Here is a 24,089-nt window from a genome sequence, read left to right on the forward strand (position 1 = left end):
GACGCATTAATATCCTTGCACCTTTTAAATTCAGAATGCATTGATAGCTAAACAATAATGACGCTATTTTTCTTATGCATTTGATCCACAATTTCATCACTTTCAAATCCAAGTCGCCAATATAATAATTCAAGTACATCTAACTCATCTTGTGTAATGATTCGATCATTCCATAAACATAATTCAGCAACACCCAAAATACTCAACCGATCTCTCAGCAACAATCCAGCAATATCATTAAGAATTTCACCTAAGTCGATAGGTTCATCTGAAATTTCTTCATAAAACTCAATTTCATCACGAGTTAAAATTCGTTCTAAGATTTGGGTTCTAACTTCAAGCTGATTAGCAGTATTTAACTGCTGAACATGTAATAACGCATCTATTAGCCTAACAATTTGCGGCTTAGCATCCTCGATTGATGTTGGACGATGTATTGGCAATAAATCCAGTTGAGACTTCACCTTTTCAATCAGCAAAGCATCCAAAAGTCCAATTTCACCATCTTCTTGAATAATTTTAGCCAATTTAGTAATAAACTGACGCGCACTTGTAGCAGGCATATTTCCCAACTGCTTACATGCCTCATGAAAAATTTGAATATGCACTCGACCATCTATATTTAACAGTGAGTCGACAATTGCACGACTCACAGGCGCATCAGAAGGAATAAATTCACGGTACTGCCGAATCATTAAGATCGCAACCATCACTTCACGCGCACCAGTCGAAGTTTGCAAAGCCCTTTGAATGAGTTCTGGACGTTTCATCTGCTGTCTAACTTCACTATTTAAGGGTTTGATGGCATCCTTAATTGCAAAGCTGATCGGTGATAATCTTAATAATGGAAGTGGCTGTGGTGACATCCATGGATTATATTCTTCAGCAATAGACTCCTCTAAAGAACGCATTAAACTAAATAGTGGTTGATTTCGTAATTTTTGTAAATTTTCTAATTGAATATCTTCAAGTAAATTCGGATTTAATTCATATATACGATCTTGAATACAAGGTTGGATATTCAACCAACTTTGAGGACTAAGTGAGTTAGCAAAGCACATATGAGAAATAGCTTCAGAATATTCACTATGAATCTGTGATCCTGCGTGATGAACATAGATTCTTAATAAGGTTTGAATATTTGCATTACTACTCAATAATTGTCTTGTCATTGCATCGTTATACAATGTTCGACTACCCAAAGTGATATATTTCATCAGACGCGTAATAAAGACGCCTAAACTACCAATTAACCATATGACTCCACCGATCGCCACAAAAGTTGTTTCCAAACTATCTCTCAATTGATCCCGATTACGTCGAAATCCCTGCTTCGCGATTTTACTGCCCCATTGGCTAAAGGTAATTAACCCACTGTATAAAATTTTAAGACGAGTATTTTCTCGAGTTTCACCCGATAAAATTTTATGGAATTCATGACCCAACAATCCATAAAGCTCTAACTCATCAAGATTTTGTAGCGCCCCCCAAGTCAGAATAATCACAGTATCTTTGGGATGAAAACCCGCAGTCAGTGCATTAACCCCTATTTCATCGGGTAAGACATAGAGTGTAGGTGTATCAATTGAGAATCGATGTGCTAATTTTTCAGCAAGCCTAAGCGCTGTACTTTCTTCTGGAGTACTTTCAATAAAAGTGAGTTGTCGTGCTTTCAATTGTTTTGCGAGCGTATGACCACCAGAGCGGAAGACATAAAACTCATAAACGACAGAACCACCAATAATGCTAATCAATAGCACCATCATATATGGACTGAGAAAATGCCACCAAATGGACTCTGAAGGATCAATATAATGAACCAACAATCCGAGCGTCGTGTTTAAAATGATAATTGCGAGCACAATAACAATTAAACATACGCTTAATGACCACAGCATATTTTTGTTTTTAATTAAGTAACCACTCACATCTTTCAATGTAAAATTTCCTCATTACATTGTCTTGTGATCATAAATTAAAAAAGCGGGAAATACCCGCTTTTTCAAATAGAAAACTATAAATTAATTTTCTTTAATACCACTCAGATCAACTGAGGCTGCATCAATATTTAGATCGATATAACCATCTTTCGTTTTCTTGGCAGAGTCATTACGCTTGCGCTCTAAACCATCGAGATACGACTCATCAATGTTACCCGCAACGTAAATACCGTCAAATACTGAGCAGTCAAAGTCAGTTAACTCAGGTACTTTTTTCGTACGAACAGCTTGCTTTAAATCTTCCAAATCTTGGAAAATCAAACGATCAGCACCAATCATTTCACGAATTTCTTCAACATCACGATTTGAAGCAATTAATTCGTTTTTAACTGGCATATCAATACCGTAGACATTCGGGTATTTCACCATTGGTGCAGCAGATGCAAAGAAAACTTTTTTAGCACCAGCATCACGTGCCATTTGAATAATCTCATTACACGTTGTACCACGCACAATCGAGTCATCTACAAGCAAAACGTTCTTATCTTTAAACTCTAATTCAACTGGATTAAGCTTTTGACGTACAGACTTTTTACGCAACTGCTGACCCGGCATAATGAAGGTACGACCGATATAACGGTTTTTCATGAAACCTTCACGGAACTTCACACCGAGTGTATTGGCAAGTTCTAAAGCAGATGTACGCGAAGTATCTGGAATAGGAATGACAACATCAATGTCATGCTCCTCGCTCCATTCACGCAGGATTTTCTGCGCCAACTTCTCACCCATTTTCAAACGTGCTTTGTATACCGAAATTCCATCAATGATGGCATCTGGACGAGCAAAATAAACATACTCAAAAATACATGGGCTATGGTGTGGGTTAGCCGCACATTGCTTCGTGAATAGATTACCCGCATCATCAATAAAAATTGCTTCACCTGGCATCACATCACGTTCAACTTTAAAACCAAGCGCTGTTAAAGCAACTGATTCGGAAGCAAGAATATATTCAACACCATCATCAGTATCACGCGATCCCAAAATTAAAGGTCGAATACCATTTGGATCACGAAAACCAACTAAACCATGACCAGTGATCATCGCAACAACAGCATAACCACCTTTACAACGCTCATGCACACGAGTGACTACATGGAAAATATCATCCGCAGTCGGTGTAAGTTTGCCGCGTTTTTGTAATTCATGTGCAAAAACGTTTAATAACACTTCTGAATCTGAATCAGTATTCATGTGACGTAAATCTGTTTTAAACAGATCATCATGAATCTCGTCAGCATTGGTTAAATTACCATTGTGCGCTAAAGTAATACCATAAGGAGAGTTTACGTAAAATGGTTGTGCTTCAGCGCTACTCGATGAGCCAGCTGTTGGATATCGCACATGACCAATTCCGTAATTACCTAACAATGCACGCATATGACGTGTATGAAATACATCACGCACCATGCCATTGTCTTTTCTCAAAAAGAGACGACCATTATGGCATGTCACAATCCCTGCAGCATCTTGTCCACGATGTTGTAACATCGTTAATGCATCAAACAACATTTGGTTAACAGGTGATTTACCAGCTATACCAACAACTCCACACATAGCAACCTCGCAGACAAGCTAGGATTAATAAAAAGGATTATTCGTTGAATGAGATGACGAATCATCTTGTTCAGAAGATGATTGACGAGAAGAATCTGATGATTGATTCGACCCTTCTGATTTCATATGACTTAAAGCTTTTGACGCTGTCTCTTTGGTGTACTCAGTCGCTAAAGGCGCGTAAGGCAATAAAGTTTGAATAAACTTAGATTGTTTCCAATGTGGAGAGCTCTCTACAAATGAACCAATCCCTTGCATAGTAATGAGGACGATTAAGAGACCTTTCAAGGTGCCAAATGCACCACCTGCCAATCGATTTAATGGACCAAGCTTTAAGCTTTTCAGCAACCGATTTAATATTGCAGTGACGATCCAAGTCAAAACAACAATAATCAGAACAATAAAAGCAAATGCCGCTATTTTTTGAACCACAGGATCTTGACTGAGTGCGGACATTGAAGGCGCAATTTGACCCGCAAATTTTGCACCCATAATGAGTGCAAAAATCCATCCTACCAAGTTCGCAAAGGCTTTAACGAATCCTTGACGCAAACCGTTAAGCCCTCCAATGAGCAGAATAATCAGTATAAAGATATCGATGGTATTCATAGATTAGGTCATAGCTTGTACGCAATCTTTAATCAGTTTTGGCCCTGTATAAATTAGACCACTATAAATTTGAACCAATTGCGCACCCGATTGCTGTTTGGTCGCGGCTTGATCACCACTAAGAATACCACCAACACCAATCAATGGGATTTGATCTTGAAGTAATTTTGAAAATGCAGATAGACATTGTGTACTTTTTTCAAATACAGGCGCACCAGATAAACCACCTGCTTCATCACCATGCGTTAAATTCTCTACACCCTCACGTGACAAAGTCGTATTGGTCACAATCAGACCATCAATTTTAAATTGAATTAATTGAGATGCAATAAATTCAATATCTGACTCAGTTAAATCTGGAGCAACCTTTAATACCAGTGGAACATAGTGTTGATATTGTTCAGCAAGTTCAAGTTGACGATTTTTTAAAGTTTCAAGAAGTTCTGTTAATGCATGTCCACTTTGTAAACTACGTAAGTTCTTGGTATTCGGAGATGAAATATTAACAGTAATATAAGATGCATAATTATAAACTTTTTCTAAACAAATTAGATAATCAGTTACAGCATCTTCAACTGCTGTATCGGCGTTCTTACCGATATTGATGCCTAATACACCTTTATAATTTGCTGCTTTAACATTCTCAATCAGCTGATCTACACCATCATTATTAAAACCCATACGATTAATAATCGCTTGAGCCTCTGGAAGTCGGAATAAACGCGGTTGAGGATTTCCAGATTGAGGTCGAGGGGTAATGGTTCCAATTTCGATAAAACCAAAACCTAAACTTGCAAGTGCATCAATATATGCACCATTTTTATCTAAACCAGCAGCCAAACCAACTGGGTTTGGAAATTGAATACCCATACAAGTCACTGGCTTTGGGTCTATTTTTTGACGCATTATGCCAAACTTGTATGTCGATTTAAGCATTGATAATGTCAAATCATGTGCACGCTCAGGCGCCAATGAAAATAGAAATGGACGAGCAAGCGAATATAACATATCTCAAAAACTGCGGTTTTTTAAGTTGCCACATTATAGGCTGAGTATGCCCAAAACGCTATGCCTGTCATAGGTTTATTTTCACCACTTACTGTACTGATGCTGTTAATTTAATCGCAGCTCCAGACTTAATAAGTTCCAATTTTTCAACACTTAAACCCATTTGAACCAATTGGGTAAGAAAATTTGCGAGGATCGCGTAGTTTTCATGCTCAGCACTGATCATTAATTTATTATCGCTTGGTTGTGTGACCACAGATAATCCTGCTTGTTGTGCCACACGCTGAATTTTATCCGAAGGTGTTAGGCTCAAATCTGTTGAAGATTTCATTGTCACCACATTGGATTGCATCCACACCAATGTGTCTTTCAGTTCATTCAATCTTTTTTGCTGATTATCTGCTGCTTCGTGCATTTTCCACAAAGCAGATCCAATTGATGCGACGACAACGATAATCGTTGCAGCGATGACAAGTACACGCTCACGCACACTCAATGACGATAAATAGTCATCAATCTTTTCAAATAATTGATCAAATTGATTTTGAAATTTTTCTAAAGTTTTCATTATTGTACTTTCACCAAACCAACGACCATTTTATCCTGAGTTTGCACATTCCCAAGTTCAGCTTTGAAGCCTTGCTGATTCATTTGCTGAATTAGATTTTGTAATTTTTCGGATGAGTCCGCCACCAAATCCATACTTAAACCAGATGCTTCATAAGAAACACGATTTGCGATAATTTGATGTTGCATTAAAATCGGACCTACACGGCTGATTAACTGTAAGACCTCAGTATTTGCAGGTTTACTCATCCGCAAATTACTTTCAAATTGGCTTCGCAAATTTTGCTCATTGAGACGACTGTTGGGTCCAAACCAAGATTGATATTGCTCTACCGCAACCAAAGCCGTTTGATCAGATACTTTTTTTAACTTTACCCAACGCACTAAATCATAACTGAATTGCACTACAAGCAAGCCCACAAGCAGTGCTGCACATGCTTTCCAATAGCCTGAGATTCCACCCTCTGTGTTTTTTGCTTTAGGCAAAACATTGAATGGATGATTCTTTAATTTTTTTTCAGCTTTAAATACATAATTAAAGCTTTCCCGCTCATTTTGTTCCGTTGCATGAATCAAACTCATCATCTGATCATCATTTAACCGATCATGCAAAATATGTATAGGCTTTGGCAATAGATCCAAAAACAATGCTAAATCATCAATCGCAAAACCTTGATTTGATCCTGTTCTCGCCAATAAATGCCCATGAATATTAGCTAAAATAGTTTCCCCCTGTTCTGGCACTGGTAAGACCAAAAAATCGGGTAATAGCGCAACCACTTTCACCGGAATCAAGTTCAGAGCATGTTGCATTGTTTGGACTTGGTATTGACTGATCCCCATTACTGACAATTGGTCTGGTGCCTCAAATTGAGTAAGCACTTTCATCTGATCAATGGAGTGAATGGTATATTCTTCAAGTAAATATTTAGCGCCTTCGCTTCCAATTTGCTTGAATTGAGCTTTGGGCATATTTTGTTGAATAATTTGTACATCATGGCTTGAAAAGAATACAACAGCTTCTTGTCCATGATACGGTTGAGTATCTTGAATCAACTCTTCTAGCGTTGTTGATGAATTCCAATTTTCACCATTTGACCAGAGCCAAACCCCATTCGACACTGGCATCCATAAATACAACATTAATTTTATTCTGCCGTTTTATTAATTAAACACTTATGGTTATTAAGCTGACGGTACAAAATGTTTTAATTTTGTGGAAAGTCCCGCAGCAATGACTGTCTGATCATAAATCCGCGCTTCAGCAAGCGAAAAAGGAGTAAAAAATTCAGACGTAATAATTTCTTCAATATATGCCACAACATTCATATGACATACAACCACAATATTCTCAAAAGGTAGTTGAGATAACCACTCAACTGCAACTTTAGCATCATCGTCAGGTTTAATTTTATCACATACTAAAACTTCAACATTTGGAAAGAATTGCTGTATATGTTTTAAAGTTTCCTGCGCCCTGAGCAAAGTACTCACTACAAATATATCAGGTGCAACCACGTCTTTTAAAAAGTGCGCAGTTTGTTCAGCTTGAATATGACCCCGCTCAGTCAGTGGTCGTTTCGAGTCATTACCATTAATTGGTGGAGCGGCTTCACCATGACGAACTAAAGTGAGTTGCATTTGTTTTCCCTAAACCATGTGTCATCCATCATATCTAAACATTATGACAATGATGATAAACCATTCATTAATCTTAAACTTTATGATGCGGCAATACGAATTCAACATCACTTCGATGACCATTCTTCATCAAAGATAATGCAATATGTAATGGTGGTGCACCTTCATAAATCACTTCGTAGAGTGCTGTGGTGATTGGCATATAGACATCAAGCTCTTTGGCTCTTGCATTCACTTGCACAATGGTATTAATCCCTTCAGCTGTTTGACCCAGTTCCGTCGTTGCCTGCTCTAAGGTTTTACCTGAACCTAAAGCAAATCCAACTTGATAATTTCGACTTAAGGGACTATTACACGTTGCGAATAAATCGCCAACACCAGACAAACCTAAGAATGTCAGTGGATTTGCACCTAGCTGTACAGCGAAGCGACTCATTTCCGCCAACGCACGTGTCAAAATCATGCTTTTGGTATTTTCGCCAACGTTGTAGGCTGCAGCCATCCCCATTGCGACAGCATAGATATTTTTAAGTGCACCTCCAAGCTCCACGCCATGTACATCATCGCTTCCAAATACACGAAATAGTGCACTGTGTAATGCTTGTTGCACTGCATATCTCACCAATTCAGAATGGCTGGCAATCACTGTTCCAGCAGGCATTCCTGACATAATTTCTTTCGCTAGATTTGGGCCCGAAAGGACGCCATAAGGCACTTCTGGAAGCTCTTCACGAATAATATCACTCATGAAACTAAAGGTTTTAGCTTCAATCCCTTTTGTGAGTGATACAACTGCCTGAGCGGTGATAAAGGGCTTAATCTGTTTGAGTACATCTCGGAATGAATGGCTCGGAATAGCAACCAAAATAATGTCTCGATCTCGAACAGCTTTTTCAAGATTGGATTCTGCTTTTAATGCTGGCTCAAGGTTATAATCTGGCAAATATCTTGAATTTACATGTGTTCGATTTATTTCTTTCGCAATTTCCTCATCACGGATCCAAATCATAGTATCACAACCATTTCGTACTGCCGTATTCGCCATGGCTGTACCAAAACTACCACCACCAAGAATCGTAACGCGCAATGCTGTTTTATGATCAATTGCAACTGGCTCGACCAAATCTGAAAACTTTAATTCCGACATTCTTTTAAATCCTAAACATTCTTTTTCTAATCGTTAAATTTGCAATGTTGCAATTACGGCTGCCAAAAACTGACGAATGCATCTGTTTCAATCTCAGCGCGTGGTGCAATCGCCTTAAAAGCAGTCCCTACATAAATGATACCTGAAATTAAATCATGCGTTTGTAGCCCTAACTTTCTTTTAAATAGATCCGACTCCACAACAGCACCACTGCGCCACATGGTATTGAAACCCTGAGCTTGTAAACTGAGCAAAAGATTTTGTATTGCAGCACCTGAACTTAAAGTTTGTTCAAAATATGGAACTTTCGCATGATCATGAAATCGTGTTACAGCGATAATCAGCATAGGTGCACGCATAGGATGCTGACGTGCGCGTTCAATTTGAATTGAATCAGTTTCACCAAGGTCTGCTACTGCTTCACTGAGTAAAACACCAAATGCTTCACGTTGCTCTCCTTTCACAACAATAAATTGCGTCGGTTTCAGACGATGATGATCGGGTGCGGTTAAAGCGGCTTTAAAAGCTAATTCTAATTGTTCTGCGTTAGGATGAGGTTCTACCAAATGACCAACGGATTGACGCTGATGAATATTGTCATGCACTACTTGAGAAAATTGATCTGACATTTGAAGACTAATCTTTAAACTAACACTATGTACTTAAGCTTAGCATAAACATTGAAAACTACTCTACAGTTATACTTATACACGAGGCATCCAGCATAATTACAATCAAACATAAATCAGGCATTTTACTTCAAAATCGATACAAAACATGCTTAATTCTTTGGAATTTAAGCCCTAGCATACATGACTGAGCTCCAAACTTAATATTGCAACGCTAGAGGAAAAATAAAATGAAAAAATTAATGACATTGGCTTCTGTAGCTACTGCAACAATTCTCCTGAGTGCTTGTGCATCAACACCTACTGAAACACTTGCTATTCAAAAACCAAACAATCAATATGAAGTGTCAGGATTAGGCAAAACCCAAGTTCTTGCAAAAAATAATGCAATTTCTGCCGCGAACAAAACTTGTGGTAAGAATTCTGCACCTGTCTTAATTGACGAAAAAACTGAATATAACGGCGCACTAAAAGGTGTTGTGGATGAACAGACTGGTAAACTCATTACTGCAGCTTCATCAGTTCTTGGCTCTGTTATTGGTACTAAAAATACAATCGAAAAAGACACTGACTACCAAACAACAATCACCTTCAGCTGTAATTCAACTCGCTAAAATTTCCTATAAAAAAAAGTCCCTTTGATGGGACTTTTTTTATTGAGCAATTAGCAATAACCATCTAAACGTGTCAATGGAATCTTTTGACCAATCGCTTTTTCGATCTCAGGTAAATAAAAAGCATCATCTTCTGACAAGAAACTGATACTCACACCTCTTGTTCCTGCTCGACCTGTACGCCCTATACGGTGTACATAATCATCAGACTGCTCAGGCAAAGTAAAGTTAATCACGTGTGACACACCATCCACATGAATACCTCGACCAGCTACATCTGTTGCGATCATAATGTTGTGTTTGCCATTTTTAAATTGATCCAACATCTTTAAACGTTTATCTTGCGCAATTTCGCCAGACAACATTACTACCTTATAACCATCATGTTTAAGATGATCATACAGCTTACGGACTTGATCACGGCGGTTTGCAAATATCATGACTTTTTCAATTGGCTCATCACGCAATATTTCTTGAAGCAATTTGTATTTATCTGATTTCCCAACCACATAAACACGTTGCTCTACGTCAGCATTGGTTTTTTTCTCAGGCTCAATTTCGACAGTAACAGGTTCAAATAACCATTGTTGAGCAAGATTGAGTACATCATAACTAAACGTAGCAGAGAACATTAACGTTTGACGTTGTTCTTTGCGTGGAGAGAATCGAACAATGCGTTTTACAGAAGGAATAAACCCCATATCCAGTAAACGATCTGCCTCATCAATAACTAAAAATTCAATTTGATCCAACCAAATTTCTTTTTGTTCAGTGAAATCAATCAAACGACCTGGTGTCGCGACAAGAATATCAACGAAATTTTCATCCAGTTGTTTTTTTTGCTTATCAAAATCTACACCACCCACCAAAGTCACAACATTTAAGTCGGTAAATTTAGTCAGATCACGTGCATCGTTTTCAATTTGAATCGCAAGCTCTCGCGTTGGCGCCATAATTAAGGCACGGGGTTCACCACGATAACGCTGTGCTTGTATCGGATTATTCAGTAAATCATTAATAACACTAATTAAGAATGCTGCGGTTTTTCCTGTGCCTGTTTGTGCACGTCCAATTGCATCATGCCCTGCCAACGTATATTTCAATACTTTCTGTTGAATGGGGGTCATTTCATTAAACCCTAAAGCATCAATCGCTTGCTTAAGTTGCGGATGTAAATTAAGGGTTTCGAAACCTGATGACATATAAGGGGCTCTACAATCAATATTTGATAATGGTCTATAGTATAAACAAAAAACGCCCCAATTTATCAAAATTGGAGCGCAACCTAATTTTCAGTGAAAAGTAGGATTAGTCTAAAGGCTGAACTTCTTCAGCTTGAAAACCTTTTTGACCTTGTACAACGCTGAATTCTACGCGTTGACCGTCACGAAGTGAACGGTGGCCTTCACCTTGAATAGCACGGAAATGAACGAATACGTCATCACCGCCTGCGCGTTGAATAAAGCCAAAACCTTTAGTATCGTTAAACCACTTAACAACGCCTTGTTCGCGAGCTGTCATAAGTTAATCCTCAGTTGGTAAGAAAAGGGACCACCCGGTGTTGCAAACAGCAGAGCAAACAAATTTTAAAACATTTTTTATTTCAAAGCTTGTAATCATTCTGTAAAACTATTAACAAAATCCCGGTTATATCCATTATAAATAAGGCTTAGAGAACAAATTTCTCTACGCAATCCTTAAGTACGCATTGAGCTTAACATGGGTACAACACAATTAATAGAAAAATTTTAGCTAATTATCTAACTAAAACTTGTATATTAATCACACAAATTTAGTGCAAAAATTGCACTTTATTTGAACAGTTCATCTAAATCATTTAATTTTATTCTTAAGTCACACTTTTGCTAGAATAATGACCAATTTCATTATTCAATCTCGTGTTTTACTATGTCTCAAGTATTAATCGATGCGATGGGTAAACCCTGCCCTTTACCTTTACTGCTACTAAAGAAATCGATGAAACAAAATAGTGCACCTCAGCAATTTTTATTAAAAGCTTCAGATCCGAACAGTCAAATCGATATTCAACGTTATTGTCAGCTACATAAATTGACATGCGCATTTAAACAAGTTTCGGATTCTGAATTTCATTACGTGATTGAATCTTAGGTGTTTTCATCTAAATTAATCATGGATAAATATTGTATTTAAATTTACATTTCACTACCCAAATTCGCTTAATTCTGTATGCTATAAGGATTAAGATGAATGTAATTGGTTTTTTAAACTATTTTCCTATAAGGAGTACTCATGACTGACAGCAGCAATCAATTGATGCCCCTGTCATTGTCTGCGCCCGGGGTCAATTTAGGTGCTTACATTAGTACTGTAAACCAGATCCCTATTTTGACAGCTGAACAAGAAAAAGAGTTAGCTGAACGTTATTTTTATGACCAAGATCTAGACGCAGCTAAAATGCTGGTGATGTCCCACCTTCGTTTTGTTGTGCATATTGCCCGCAGTTACGCAGGTTACGGCTTACCTCAAGGCGATTTAATCCAAGAAGGTAATTTAGGCTTGATGAAAGCCGTAAAACGCTTCGATCCCAATATGGGAGTACGCTTAGTTTCTTTTGCAGTACATTGGATTAAAGCTGAAATCCACGAATATGTGATTCGTAACTGGCGTATTGTTAAAATTGCGACAACTAAAGCTCAACGTAAACTGTTCTTCAACTTAAGAAGCTTAAAAAAATCGAGCAAGAAATTAACGCTCGAGGAAGCGCAATCTATTGCGGCTGATTTAAATGTAACAGCTGAACAAGTTCTTGAAATGGAAGGCCGTTTAACAGCTTATGACGCAGCCTTTGAAGCTCAATCCGATGAAGATGATGAAAGCTCAGTTCATGTCGCTCCTGCGCTTTACTTAGAGGATAATCGTTATGACCCTGCTCGTTTAGCAGAGGAAGAAGATTATGAATCACAGAGCACCTCTGCTTTACATGAAGCAATGGATCAGCTGGATGATCGTTCACGCAATATTTTACAGCGCCGCTGGTTAGATGATGATAAGTCTACGTTGCATGAACTAGCAGCAGAATATAATGTTTCCGCTGAACGTATTCGCCAGCTTGAAAAAAATGCCATGGACAAGATCAAGATCGCCATGTCATCAAATTAATACGATTACAAAAAAAGAGCTATAAGCTCTTTTTTTGTATTTACGCTATGCAAGTTTAAAAAAATCGTACGTCATGTATGCTATCGTATGACGCAATTTTCGATTGGGAATAACCTGATGTGGATCTCAATATCAGCCATTAATTTAGCGCTTGCCGTAATGCTAGGTGCTTTCGGCGCTCATGGCCTTAAAGCTCGTGCAACCGAAGCCCAACTGACATGGTGGCAGACTGCAACTGATTATTTCTTTTATCATGCAATTGGATTATTAATACTCGCACTCATACCAAAAATAATTCCAAACTTTTCAACTCAATTCAGCTTTATCTTCATCCAGTTCGGTATCATTTTATTTTGTGGATCTCTATATCTCATGGCTTTAGGGCTCCCGCGCGGGTTAGGGGCAATTACACCTCTTGGTGGAGCATTGATGATTATTGGCTGGCTACTTTTAGCATGGCAAGCATTCAAAATTCAACATTAATTTGAAGGTCATCTGATGAATATTTTTTTAAATGGCGAGTCGATTCAAACGCAATGCCAAAACTTATTAGAACTGGTTCAAGAATTATCGCTAGAAGGTAAACGATTTGCTGTTGAAAAAAATGAAATGATCATTTCAAAAAGTAAACTAGCAGATACCCCTATTTCAGATGCTGACCGTATAGAAATAATTCATGCTGTTGGCGGTGGTTAACTCGGAGTAAATATGGAAGATAGTCCGTTGATCATAGGATCACGTTCATTTAGTTCACGACTATTAGTGGGCACTGGAAAATATAAGGATATGCAGGAAACTGACTTAGCAATCCAAGCCAGTGGTGCTGAGATCGTTACTGTTGCAATCCGTCGCGTAAACATTGGTCAAAATCCAGATCAACCTAACCTACTCTCAGTGATTCCACCGGAAAAATACACCATTCTTCCCAATACAGCTGGTTGCTTTGATGCCAATAGTGCCATTCGCACTTGTATGCTCGCACGTGAACTTTTAGATGGTCACAATTTAGTCAAGCTTGAAGTATTAGGTGATGAAAAAACGCTTTATCCTAATATTACTGAAACCTTAAAAGCTGCAAGAACATTGATCGATGATGGTTTTGAAATCATGGTTTATACCTCTGATGATCCTATCGTCGCGCAAGAACTCGAGAGTATGGGCTGTGTCGCTATTATGCCTTTGGGGAGTTTAATTGGTTCTGGTTTAGGTATTCTTAATCCACATACCATTTCTATCATCAAAGAAAATGCCAAAGTCCCTGTATTGGTGGATGCTGGGGTTGGTACAGCTAGTGATGCTGCTATTGCGATGGAATTAGGTTGTGATGGCGTACTCATGAACACTGCAATTGCTGCTGCACAGAATCCGATTCTAATGGCTTCTGCTATGAAAAAAGCCGTTGAAGCTGGACGCGAGGCTTATCTTGCTGGTCGTATGCCACGCAAACGTATGGCAAATGCAAGCTCTCCAGAAACTGGATACTTTTTTAAATAAAAAAAACCCACTTTTTAAAGTGGGTTTTTTCTTAACTCACTCGACGATACAAAGGATCATCCAATCCATCAATTTTGATAAAGTTAGGTAAATTTTTTATTCTTTCAATCCAAGCGCGTACATTTGGATAAGGCTCTAGAGAAATATCACCCATAGGTGCTAACGCGACATAGACAAACACTGCGATATCCGCAATAGTTGGTCTATTATTCGCTAACCATTCACGGTCTTTGAGCACACCATCTAAAATAGCCAAAGATTTGTGACCACGTATTTTCGCCTCTTTAAGTGTTTGCTCAGTACTTTCTAATCCCAAACCATTGTATGGACCTTTGAAAGACAATATCGCGCGTGCCGTGAAAACCCCGTATTGAACCCAACTGGCAGCAAAAGCAAGCCAATCTACAATTTTAGCTTGTTCTACTAAATCCTCAGACCACCATGTGTTTTTATCTGAATATTTACCTGCTAAATACACCAAAATTGCGGCAGAATCAGTTAAAACAATATCGCCATCTACTAATGCTGGCACTTCGCCTTTTGGATTAATTTTTAAAAATTTCTCACTATGCTGTTCATCACTGAAATAATCTAGTTCTACAATTTCAAGATCCACTTTCAATAATGCTGCTAACAGACGTACTTTATAACTGTTACCTGATTCGTTGTAAGAATATAATTTCAAACTCATTTTTTAGTCCAACGATTTAAATACAAAATATAAATATCAGATTTAAATCAGCAACTTAAATAATGTTTAGTTCAAAAAATATCATGAATAACGATATCTTATTTAATGGATTACCACTGAATCTGAAACGAATTATGATGAAAAATTTGTCTTTTTAATGCTCTCTATTTCTAAATAATCTTTGTGAAATTACTCTGAAAATTTTAGAGTAAAAAAAGAGCCTTTCGGCTCTTTCTCGAAACAAACGGAACGAAACCTTACCTGTTAAGGAATCAATCCTTCATCTCGCATCGCAATCTGTACAGACTGACGCTCTGCAACTTTATTGCGTATATGAATAATATTTTTATAAGGACTCAAGTCATGTTCAATATGATTAGACCAATTGGTGAGTACAAATAAGTACGCATCTGCAGGTCCAAAATTATCATCTACCAAATAATCATTATTAGATTCACCAATTGTTTTATCAATGAATGTCAGTAAACGATCAACTTCGGCATACGCTTTTTGTTTAGCATCGTCCGTGAGCGGTGCACCGAAAAACACTGCATAAGCATCGTGTAATTCGGAATTTAGATAACCAAGCCACTCTAATACTTTTGCTCGACCTAATCCAGAAGGTGGGATTAAATCTTGAGCAGGATCATGCTGTGCCAAAAATGGTAAAATTGCGACATTTTCCGTTAAAATTAAGCCAGGATTAATTTCTAGCGCCGGCACATAGCCTTTAGGATTAATTGCGAAGTAATCTTCGCCTTTTTCAGTGGTATGAGTTTTAAGATCAACACGAACCAAATCAAAATCAACATTAATTTCATTTAAAATAATATGCGCTGCGAGTGAACATGCACCTGGCGAATAATACAACTTCATACTTTTTCCTTGTTATCTAACTACTATCATTTTTAAATTGCTTCACGCTTTTTTTCAATAAGAACTGTTTTTTAAATTGCAAGCAAGCGTAAACATCGATGATCTCTTTATGAATATTGTGCAGATTGAATTAATTTTCAAGCTTTTTTCAGCTTTTATTTGTGTGATGTTTTACCATAGCGCTGCTACATCTTTGTGAAAGGCAAATTGTGATTTATTTAAAGAAAGATCAGTGGTTTTCTAACATTCGAACTGACGTACTTGCAGGCTTAGTCGTAGGCTTAGCTTTGATTCCTGAGTCAATCGCATTTTCGGCGATAGCTGGCGTTGATCCTCAGGTAGGTCTGTATGCCTCATTCTGTATAGCTGTTACGATCGCCTTCTTTGGTGGTAGGACTGCTATGATTTCGGCTGCTACAGGTGCGATGGCGCTGCTGATGATCACTCTTGTTAAAGAACACGGATTACAATATTTATTGGCAGCTACGATTCTGACAGGTGTAATTCAAATTATCGCTGGATATCTCAAAGTCGCAAAACTCATGCGTTTTGTTTCCCAGTCAGTGGTCTATGGTTTCTTAAATGCTTTAGCGATTCTCATTTTTATCGCTCAATTTCCAGAAATTGCTCAAATGAATAGCTTAGGCTATATATTTTTAGCGATTGGTTTATTGGTCATTTACGCATTTCCCTATTTACCCAAAATCGGAAAAATCATACCATCGCCATTAGTGTGTATTATTGTACTCAGTGTATTGGCACTTCTACTTGGCGCTGACATGAGAACAGTTAGTGATTTAGGTGCATTCCCAGATACCTTGCCTGTATTTTTAGTTCCTGAAATTCCATTCAATCTCGACACTTTACTTATTATTTTACCGTACTCTCTCACGCTCGCCACAGTTGGTTTGCTTGAGACCATGATGACTACGACTGTGATTGATGAAATGACTGAGTCTGAAGGAGATCGTCATCAAGAATGTCGCGGTCAAGGGATCGCGAACATGGTAAGTGGCGTTATGGGGGGGATGGCTGGATGTGCAATGATCGGGCAATCCATCATCAATGTCAGCTCAGGTGCAAGAACAAGATTATCGACATTAGTGGCTGGTGTTTTTTTGCTATGTCTCGTGGTCTTCTTTAAAGATTGGTTGGCTTATATTCCTATGGCTGCTTTAGTCGCCATTATGATCATGGTCGCGTTCACGACATTTAATTGGGATTCAGTAAAAAATTTCCGCAAACATCCCGTGCAAAGTAATGTTGTCATGCTTACTGTCGTGGTGATTGTTCTTGCAACACATAACCTTGCTCTAGGCGTATTGATTGGTGTAGTTCTGTCAGCCTTATTGCTCATTAATAAACTCGAGAGTGAAGTAAAAGTTCAATCTGAATTAGAAAATCACGTACGCTACTATACGGTGAAAGGTCAAATATTTTTCAGTAGCGCAGAAATTTTTTATGCATTTTTTGATTTCAAAGAAGATATCAAGCAAGTAGAAATAGATCTCAGCTATGCTCATATTTGGGACATCACTTCTGTCAATATGTTAGCGAATGTCGTGGCTAAATTTGAAGCGGAAGGGACTCAGGTACGTGTGATTGGTTTAAACCAAGCGAGCATAACATTGATAGAACGTATCTCAAATACTTAAAAAAAAAGAGCCAAATGGCTCTTTTTTTACTTCTAAGTTTTAGGAATGATTTCTGCGTCTCCAACCAACCAAGGCTAACAGGCTTAATCCTAAAATGGATAGCAAGTTCAACGAACCACCACCTGACTTAGTGTCACGCTGTGGCTGCTCAGCATTTGTTGAGCTGTTAAGCTCTAAGTCGACAATCACTGGATCATGATCAGATGATCTAAATGCATGATCAGCATAAAAGAGCGACTTCTGCTCTGTAGTCTTAAATTCTTCGTTATAATCTAGGTTCGTTGGCTCATCAGCGTTAATGTGCCATACAAATGCACGCTTAACCGCAGGAAATAACGAAGCATCAGCTAAAGCATGATCCAAATTACCTGCTCCACCAAAACCAGCTTTGTTACTGTCGACACCAAATACATAGGTATATGCCTGTTCACCGAGCCCTACAACCTTGTCCGCCAGTACATTCGTATAATCAGCACGCTCTAAAGCCAAAATTGGATCTTCTTTTGCATAACTATTTAAATCACCAATTAAGAGCGTATTCGTATGACCTGTAATTTGCGTTGGATTCTTTTCAATCCACTGCATGAGTTGTTGTACCGCTTTAACCCGTGTCGCATTCCAACACCCCTGACCATCACCTTGATCCGCATCAGCAGATTGATCATTTGAAGGACAACTTCCTTTAGACTTCAAATGATTCGGAATAACCGTAAAGATTTTACCGCCACTCACTGGTTGAAAACTTTGAGCAAGGGTCACTCGATTTCTTTGTGACTGGTCATCAAACACTGCAGCAGCGTTAACAGGTTTTACACGCTTACTGTTGTAAATAATCGCAACAGCAATCGCATCATCACCTAATCGATTTGAATTTGGCGGAGTGATATATTTCCACTCCGATCCAAGTGCTCGTGTTAAATATGCAATGGCACTATTTTCACCATAACCATTATTCGCAATTTCCATTAAACCAAATACATCAGCATCGATTTCTTTCATTGCACTGACTATTTTGGTATGTTGCTTCTCAAACTCAGCTTTGCTGCTAGCACCTCGCTCAGTTGGAAAACCATTTAAACCATTATCATAGTTCAAAACATTGAAAGCCACGACACGGGTTTGGTTTGAATATTTCTGAATCATTGGTGGCCGCGGGTTATTGGCTTTAATTTGGATTTGAGTACGACCTTGTACAGGTTGAATACGCCAAGAATTAAATCGATATTCTAGAATACCCTCAACAGCATTTAACTGATCACCTGCACGTAGGGTATTTAAAGCACTAAACTGACTTGGCAGTGTAGGCGTTAAATTTTGTGCATTATATCCATCATCAAGTTCAATTTTGGACAAAAGATTTTTTTGCGCCAATGCCGTTGCTTCTGCTGATTTAGCTGGATAAATATTGGTCGGCATAAACAAACGTCCTAGACTTAATGACAGTTGTCCGTAGCGGCCATAATTGTAATTTTCACTTACCGTTAATGTTTGAGGAATTTTAACCAACATACCTTGATAACGCTTTGGCGCATGCCCTGACGCGTTAGTTAAACTCTCAAATGGTAACTCGATTGATAATGGCGTTATCCAAGCGCTTGCCGCTTGATTACAAGTTAAAATATTTTCGGATAAATTATCAATCTGTAACTGATTTTGATATTCAGTTAATCGACCTTTAAGAACGACTTCTTCTCCGACTTTTCCTCCTTTTATAGGACTTGAAGCAGGAGCATATACAAAAATCGCGTTAGTTAGATCGGGTTTTGCTTTGGCATCAGGGGTTTGGATATAGAAACCTGAGAATCCATTCGCATAACGATAATCCGCAGTAATCACCCCCTTCACAGTATAGTTTTGATTCTTAGCTGCTTGTGAGAGTTCAGCGATAGGTGTATTCGCAGAGTTACAACTTAGAGTCGTCGGAGATGGCTCTATTGGTTCATTTGTACTAATCGCTAAATACTGGTTAAAAGCATTGCGATCCGACCATTTAGCCCACTCTTTTTGAATTTCAAAGGGTGCAGATGGATCTATCGAAACGACATCATGTGTTTTCTTTGTACGTTCAAAGCTTAAACCGGTTGCCCAGTTTTGCTGTATTCCAATCGCACCAAAACGGTCGACAGCCACATTGTTTTTATAGAGAACAATTGCATCATCGCCATTAAATGATAGGTTAGCAGTTTGCTGAACTGCTTCACCCAATTCAGTTTTTAAATTTGAATGTCCAATTAAAAAGTGCTGCTGAGCTGTTAAAGTTCCTTGCAGCTTAACCGTCAAATTCGCGGTGGTTAGACCATTCGGAAATATTTTTAATTGATACGCGGATAAATCAACAACACCTCCATCTGGATTGTATAGTTCAATACCTTTCTTGTTGTTATTACCATCCACATACTGGCTGATCATGAGTTCAGCATACGGCGTTGAACTAAATCCGATCAAACATAAAGATAATGTGAGTTTATTGAACACCCATTTATTTAGCGTTATTTTATTCATTTTAAGTCTTATTCATTGTTCATATTATTTTCCAAGCCTAGTGTACAGGCATGACAAGTAGATGAACAATTCATGACATTTTGAAAAAGTTCATGAATAGATCGACAAATCATTAATAGCTACGTAGCGCTTTCAGGTATAAAAAGGTTTGACTTAGGAGTCTCAGGTCTTAAAATACCGCATTCGAATTTTTTTCTCATTTGCCAAAGTTATGTCGAACGATCAATTAGACCCGCAAGTTGTAGAATTAGACAACTTGAACGAGCATCGCGAAATTGTCACATTTATGCGCCGTTCATCTCCGTTGAATACTTCTCAACGAACTGCGCTTGAACAATATGGTCACTTAATTTTGGAATATCCTGTTGGTGATTTACGTCAGCAATTTGAGCATCCTGAACGTCCATTGACGGTTGAAATAGGTTTCGGTATGGGGCGCTCTCTTGTACTTATGGCAAAAGCCAATCCTGAACGCAATTATGTCGGCATCGAAGTACATGTTCCCGGCATTGCACAATGTGTATATGAAGCGGGTATGGCTGGTTTGACAAACTTACGTTTACTTGATGCGGATGCAATTCAAGTTTTGCGTGAAATGCCAGATAACAGTATCAATGCAATTCAACTTTATTTCCCCGATCCTTGGCAGAAAAAACGTCACCATAAACGTCGCTTCGTCTCACACGATCGTATGCCTTTAGTTGAAGAAAAACTTGAAATGGGTGGAACATTCCATGCTGCGACCGATTGGGAACCCTATGCAGAATGGATGTTAGATGTATTAGATAACCGCCCTCGTTTAGAAAATATGGCGGGTAAAGGTAACAGTTATCCTCGTCCTGACTGGCGTCCTCAAACTAAGTTTGAACGTCGTGGAATTGAAGAAGGCCATAAAATTAACGACTTCTTATTTAAAAAGATTCAATAATAAAAAAACAGGACTTAAGTCCTGTTTTTTTATTCTGATTGTCTTTTATAAATTTGATCACTCACCACACTATACACTTGGCTTAAATCCGTACGTCCAGCCTGCGCCAGCATCTCTTGATGCATATGGATAATGTTTTGATCACCACGCATCGCTGGACCAGTTTGCACCTGTTTTGGGGGATTTAAAGTCGCTTTTTTCGCAGTTTCCAAAATCAATGGGTACAATAAATTAAAATCGACTTTTTGTGCATCTACGAGCTGCTTAGCGACGTCATAGCAGTAGTTGGTAAAGTTACACGCGAAGACAGCTGCTAAATGCAAACTCAAGCGCTGTGTTGAGTCATATTGATAAACCTTTTGACTCAACTCTTTTGCCATTTGAGTCAAGGATGCTAAATCCTGGTCGCTCATCGCTTCAACAAATATTGGCGTACTCAACCAATCAATTTGACTTTCAAAGCTAAAGGTTTGTAGTGGATAGAACACACCTGCACGCTCATGATATTGCGTGATTTTAGAGATATGGGTACTGCCAGACGTATGTACAATTAAAGCCTGAGGAAGCTGTTTTGCAACTTTTTCAGCAACTTCTTCAACTGCCTTATCACTCACCACCAATAATGCAATATCAACAGTGTCTTCGAGATCTTCAATTGCATTGCATGGTCTAGCTCTTACTAAAGCCGCCAACAAATTGGCTTTAGATTGCTCTCGACTAAACACTTGGACAATCTCATGATGCTGACTCAATACCTGAGCCAAATGATGAGCTACGCGCCCTGCTCCAATCACACTAATACGCATATCGCTTCCACATATATTCTGTATACCTAAGCATGCCGATAAAAAAAGGACGAATCAATTCGCCCTTTTGCTATATTGTAATGAATTAATTAAACACATTGTTTAGGTACACAATTCTCTCATTGGTCTTTTGAATGAAACATTTAGAATATTGCATCTCAACATTCATTTGATTCATTTCATTGTCCCAATATTGATAATGTTGCTGATAAGTTTCGCGTTCTTTTTCTGGGATACTTTCAATTGACTTTTGAGAGACCACTTTACAATCCACGTCACGACGTTCGAACCATTCAGTTTGATCGCTCTTTAGCTGTTCTTTTTGTTCGCCGCTCAAATTATCCCAAGTTAAATTAAGTCGCTCGACAGCTCGTGCTTGCTCTTTATCTAAATCAGATTTTCTCAATTGCATGGCTTTGAGTGCCAAGGCCTTTTGTTTTTGTTGTACTGCCTCATATTCTTCGTAAGCTTTTGATTCATTCTGATTTGCTTTACGAAATGCTTCAAATTGAACAGCATATCTCGTCATACTTGCAGCAATATCTAACAATGCATTATCAGGTTGCACACTTAGCATTAAACCTTCTTTATCTGTCTTGGTAATCTCATAATTTAAAGTGCCTATGAGCTTATCTTGCCCATAACTGATATTGCCATGAACATCATTAATCCAATGTTGGAGCGTATAACTACCTTCGTCATGTTCACATTCATATTCGCAAGGTTTTTCAAGGTATGCATTTTCAGCACGACGTTGAAGCCCCTTCGTCAGGTGGATAACTAACTGGCTTGAACACGTCAGTTTGTTTGTTGCATTTGAAGGATCATTCGTTGTTGTAATCGACTTGAGTTCAAATCTAAGCGATGAGTTGATTTGGGAAAGTAATTTTAAATCTGACTCATACTGATGTGTTGCTTTTAAACGACGATCTAAAATGTTGTTATATTCCTGTTGCGCAAAGCGTTCAATTTCTTTGACATTCGTAGGAGAAGTACAACTCCAATCAGCAATTTCTACATTCTGTGAGGTGTCTTTGCTTTTCTTATTCAGATCACAACCTGCAACGAAGATGGTAGAGATAATCAAAGCCAATTTAATCTTATACGTCATTTTTTATACCGCATATTTATAATTTTGACATATTTAATCAAATAAAAAACAACAACTCCATCACATTTTTATTTTTTTAAAATTTGATGCGTAAAAGCTAACGCTCAACAACCCTGTTTAATCAATGCCTAACTTAGAGTGAAAATTTTTTGCTGTAATTCAGATGTTCGACTAATCGCCATATTTGTTTCGCAATTCAATCGAAAAACTTCAGGATTATCGGCGCCTTCACTATTTAATTTACATTCTAAATTACGCTTTTTTGCCCACAGTTCTTGCTCGTATTGTATTTTTTGGCGTGCTTGAAGTGAAGCTCTACTCCATACAGAATTTAGATCTTCATTGGCTTGATCTAATTTAAGTTGTGCTTCAGCAATAAGAATGGATTGATAATCATCTGATGTTTTATTTTGCTGATTTAAAAGTGCTTGTTTCTTTTGACGATCTAACACTAAAGCCGTCAAACGTGATGGTTTTAAATGGGCATCTATTAGAACTTTTTGCATAAAACTGGTGAAATGTAGTGCATTCACCAATTGTACAGTTACTTCATGCTCTGAAATTCGTACACTATAATTTAACTCAGTAGAAATCTGATTGTTCTCAAAGTTTAATTGAGAAAGTGCAGCTGATTCTAAAACATTTGACTCTCGATTTAATGCGCGCGATACATCAGCATCCGTCAGATAATTTGATGGTAGTTCAGCAGTGACTCTTGCTGTACACATCGTCTGATCAGAGGATCTCATTTTCTTTATTTTATCAATGTTTTCAATTTTAAATTGAACTGGTTTCAAACTACGCTGTAAGAGTTGACCATCTATAATAACTTGATCATTTTCTATAATACTTTTGAGTTGAGTCGCTGAGATATTGGCGATGTCTTTATGGATGACTTGTTCGAGTTTTAATTGCACTTCAGGTTGATCACAACGATTAAAAGCATACATGATTGAATACACTTGTTGGCATCCTGACAATGCACCAACCATGCACAATGTGGTCAATGTTTTCATCCGAAGTTTCATGCTACTCCCCCAATCAAACTCAAGCTCTTGATACCAAACCTCATTGGTTTTGTTTTGATTCTTATTAAAGCTCTCAGTTAAA

General features: G+C 38.1%; 25 protein-coding genes. 8 read left to right on the top strand and 17 right to left on the bottom strand.

Translation table 11 applies throughout. The features are described from left to right. Positions 1-47: 47 nt before the first annotated feature. The 9 genes from AC1M86_RS00785 to AC1M86_RS00825 all read right to left on the bottom strand — a co-directional run bounded on the left by AC1M86_RS00785 (position 48) and on the right by AC1M86_RS00825 (position 9,161). Entirely contained in the window at positions 48-1,937 is a 1,890-nt protein-coding gene (locus AC1M86_RS00785) for a M48 family metalloprotease (RefSeq protein ID WP_481607019.1), read from the bottom strand. 84 nt (positions 1,938-2,021) lie between these two features. Continuing rightward, positions 2,022-3,560: an amidophosphoribosyltransferase gene (gene purF, locus AC1M86_RS00790; RefSeq protein ID WP_092766147.1), complete on the bottom strand. Its 1,539-nt coding sequence runs from the start codon at positions 3,558-3,560 to the stop codon at positions 2,022-2,024. Between the two features lie 24 nt (positions 3,561-3,584). Then, positions 3,585-4,169, bottom strand: coding sequence for a CvpA family protein (locus tag AC1M86_RS00795; protein ID WP_481607020.1), 585 nt, complete (start codon positions 4,167-4,169; stop codon positions 3,585-3,587). Between the two features lie 3 nt (positions 4,170-4,172). Further along, positions 4,173-5,177 carry a quinone-dependent dihydroorotate dehydrogenase gene (locus AC1M86_RS00800; RefSeq protein ID WP_481607021.1) on the bottom strand — a complete coding sequence of 335 codons (1,005 nt, stop codon included), beginning with the start codon at positions 5,175-5,177 and terminating at the stop codon, positions 4,173-4,175. A gap of 88 nt (positions 5,178-5,265) precedes the next feature. Then, entirely contained in the window at positions 5,266-5,745 is a 480-nt protein-coding gene (gspM, locus tag AC1M86_RS00805; protein WP_035268769.1) for a type II secretion system protein GspM, read from the bottom strand. Continuing rightward, entirely contained in the window at positions 5,745-6,887 is a 1,143-nt protein-coding gene (gspL, locus tag AC1M86_RS00810; RefSeq protein WP_481607022.1) for a type II secretion system protein GspL, read from the bottom strand. Before gspL ends, gspM begins: the two co-directional genes overlap by 1 nt. Positions 6,888-6,929: 42 nt before the next feature. Further along, positions 6,930-7,385 (bottom strand): phosphoglycerate mutase family protein, encoded by a 456-nt coding sequence (locus AC1M86_RS00815; protein ID WP_180027606.1) that lies wholly within the window; start codon positions 7,383-7,385, stop codon positions 6,930-6,932. A gap of 73 nt (positions 7,386-7,458) precedes the next feature. Next, a complete protein-coding gene (locus AC1M86_RS00820) occupies positions 7,459-8,532 on the bottom strand; it encodes an NAD(P)H-dependent glycerol-3-phosphate dehydrogenase (protein WP_481588416.1) in 1,074 nt (357 codons plus the stop codon). Positions 8,533-8,585: 53 nt separating this feature from the next. After that, on the bottom strand, positions 8,586-9,161 hold the full coding sequence (locus tag AC1M86_RS00825) for a nitroreductase family protein (RefSeq protein ID WP_481607023.1): 576 nt from the start codon (positions 9,159-9,161) through the stop codon (positions 8,586-8,588). Positions 9,162-9,391: 230 nt separating this feature from the next. Here AC1M86_RS00825 and AC1M86_RS00830 point away from each other — a divergent pair, with 230 nt between their 5' ends. After that, on the top strand, positions 9,392-9,775 hold the full coding sequence (locus AC1M86_RS00830) for a hypothetical protein (RefSeq protein ID WP_481595500.1): 384 nt from the start codon (positions 9,392-9,394) through the stop codon (positions 9,773-9,775). A gap of 50 nt (positions 9,776-9,825) precedes the next feature. Here AC1M86_RS00830 and rhlB read toward each other — a convergent pair whose 3' ends face one another. Both rhlB and AC1M86_RS00840 read right to left on the bottom strand, forming a co-directional pair. Next, positions 9,826-10,977: an ATP-dependent RNA helicase RhlB gene (rhlB, locus tag AC1M86_RS00835; protein WP_481588419.1), complete on the bottom strand. Its 1,152-nt coding sequence runs from the start codon at positions 10,975-10,977 to the stop codon at positions 9,826-9,828. Positions 10,978-11,083: 106 nt separating this feature from the next. After that, the gene (locus tag AC1M86_RS00840; protein WP_004824348.1) at positions 11,084-11,296 is read right to left on the bottom strand and encodes a cold-shock protein; all 213 of its coding nucleotides are present in this window, start codon (positions 11,294-11,296) and stop codon (positions 11,084-11,086) included. Positions 11,297-11,683: 387 nt separating this feature from the next. Here AC1M86_RS00840 and AC1M86_RS00845 point away from each other — a divergent pair, with 387 nt between their 5' ends. The 5 genes from AC1M86_RS00845 to AC1M86_RS00865 all read left to right on the top strand — a co-directional run bounded on the left by AC1M86_RS00845 (position 11,684) and on the right by AC1M86_RS00865 (position 14,410). Next, positions 11,684-11,905: a sulfurtransferase TusA family protein gene (locus AC1M86_RS00845; RefSeq protein WP_035265917.1), complete on the top strand. Its 222-nt coding sequence runs from the start codon at positions 11,684-11,686 to the stop codon at positions 11,903-11,905. A 141-nt stretch (positions 11,906-12,046) separates the two neighbouring features. Next, positions 12,047-12,916 carry an RNA polymerase sigma factor RpoH gene (gene rpoH / locus AC1M86_RS00850; protein WP_035265916.1) on the top strand — a complete coding sequence of 290 codons (870 nt, stop codon included), beginning with the start codon at positions 12,047-12,049 and terminating at the stop codon, positions 12,914-12,916. A gap of 117 nt (positions 12,917-13,033) precedes the next feature. After that, a complete protein-coding gene (locus AC1M86_RS00855) occupies positions 13,034-13,399 on the top strand; it encodes a DUF423 domain-containing protein (RefSeq protein WP_035265913.1) in 366 nt (121 codons plus the stop codon). A gap of 15 nt (positions 13,400-13,414) precedes the next feature. Then, complete coding sequence (gene thiS / locus AC1M86_RS00860) at positions 13,415-13,612, top strand: sulfur carrier protein ThiS (RefSeq protein ID WP_035265912.1); 198 nt, start codon at positions 13,415-13,417, stop codon at positions 13,610-13,612. Positions 13,613-13,624: 12 nt separating this feature from the next. Beyond that, a complete protein-coding gene (locus AC1M86_RS00865; RefSeq protein WP_092766137.1) occupies positions 13,625-14,410 on the top strand; it encodes a thiazole synthase in 786 nt (261 codons plus the stop codon). Positions 14,411-14,441: 31 nt separating this feature from the next. On the opposite strand, the gene AC1M86_RS00870 is transcribed toward AC1M86_RS00865, so the two are convergent. Then, a complete protein-coding gene (locus AC1M86_RS00870) occupies positions 14,442-15,101 on the bottom strand; it encodes a glutathione S-transferase family protein (protein ID WP_481591219.1) in 660 nt (219 codons plus the stop codon). A gap of 264 nt (positions 15,102-15,365) precedes the next feature. After that, entirely contained in the window at positions 15,366-15,977 is a 612-nt protein-coding gene (locus AC1M86_RS00875; protein ID WP_092766135.1) for a glutathione binding-like protein, read from the bottom strand. A gap of 209 nt (positions 15,978-16,186) precedes the next feature. Between AC1M86_RS00875 and AC1M86_RS00880 the strand changes: the two genes are divergently transcribed. Then, entirely contained in the window at positions 16,187-17,632 is a 1,446-nt protein-coding gene (locus AC1M86_RS00880) for a SulP family inorganic anion transporter (protein WP_481607024.1), read from the top strand. Positions 17,633-17,671: 39 nt separating this feature from the next. On the opposite strand, the gene AC1M86_RS00885 is transcribed toward AC1M86_RS00880, so the two are convergent. Continuing rightward, positions 17,672-20,134 (bottom strand): ExeM/NucH family extracellular endonuclease, encoded by a 2,463-nt coding sequence (locus AC1M86_RS00885; RefSeq protein WP_481607025.1) that lies wholly within the window; start codon positions 20,132-20,134, stop codon positions 17,672-17,674. Between the two features lie 211 nt (positions 20,135-20,345). Here AC1M86_RS00885 and trmB point away from each other — a divergent pair, with 211 nt between their 5' ends. Further along, a complete protein-coding gene (gene trmB / locus AC1M86_RS00890) occupies positions 20,346-21,062 on the top strand; it encodes a tRNA (guanosine(46)-N7)-methyltransferase TrmB (protein ID WP_035265903.1) in 717 nt (238 codons plus the stop codon). A gap of 29 nt (positions 21,063-21,091) precedes the next feature. On the opposite strand, the gene AC1M86_RS00895 is transcribed toward trmB, so the two are convergent. The 3 genes from AC1M86_RS00895 to AC1M86_RS00905 all read right to left on the bottom strand — a co-directional run bounded on the left by AC1M86_RS00895 (position 21,092) and on the right by AC1M86_RS00905 (position 24,007). Beyond that, positions 21,092-21,868, bottom strand: a complete 777-nt coding sequence (locus tag AC1M86_RS00895) for a Rossmann-like and DUF2520 domain-containing protein (protein WP_481607026.1) — start codon at positions 21,866-21,868, stop codon at positions 21,092-21,094. 85 nt (positions 21,869-21,953) lie between these two features. After that, on the bottom strand, positions 21,954-22,979 hold the full coding sequence (locus AC1M86_RS00900; RefSeq protein ID WP_092766131.1) for a lysozyme inhibitor LprI family protein: 1,026 nt from the start codon (positions 22,977-22,979) through the stop codon (positions 21,954-21,956). A 128-nt stretch (positions 22,980-23,107) separates the two neighbouring features. After that, positions 23,108-24,007 (bottom strand): lysozyme inhibitor LprI family protein, encoded by a 900-nt coding sequence (locus AC1M86_RS00905; protein ID WP_481589789.1) that lies wholly within the window; start codon positions 24,005-24,007, stop codon positions 23,108-23,110. Between the last annotated feature and the right edge of the window lie 82 nt (positions 24,008-24,089).

The sequence above is a fragment of the Acinetobacter sp. ANC_7654 genome (assembly GCF_056779855.1).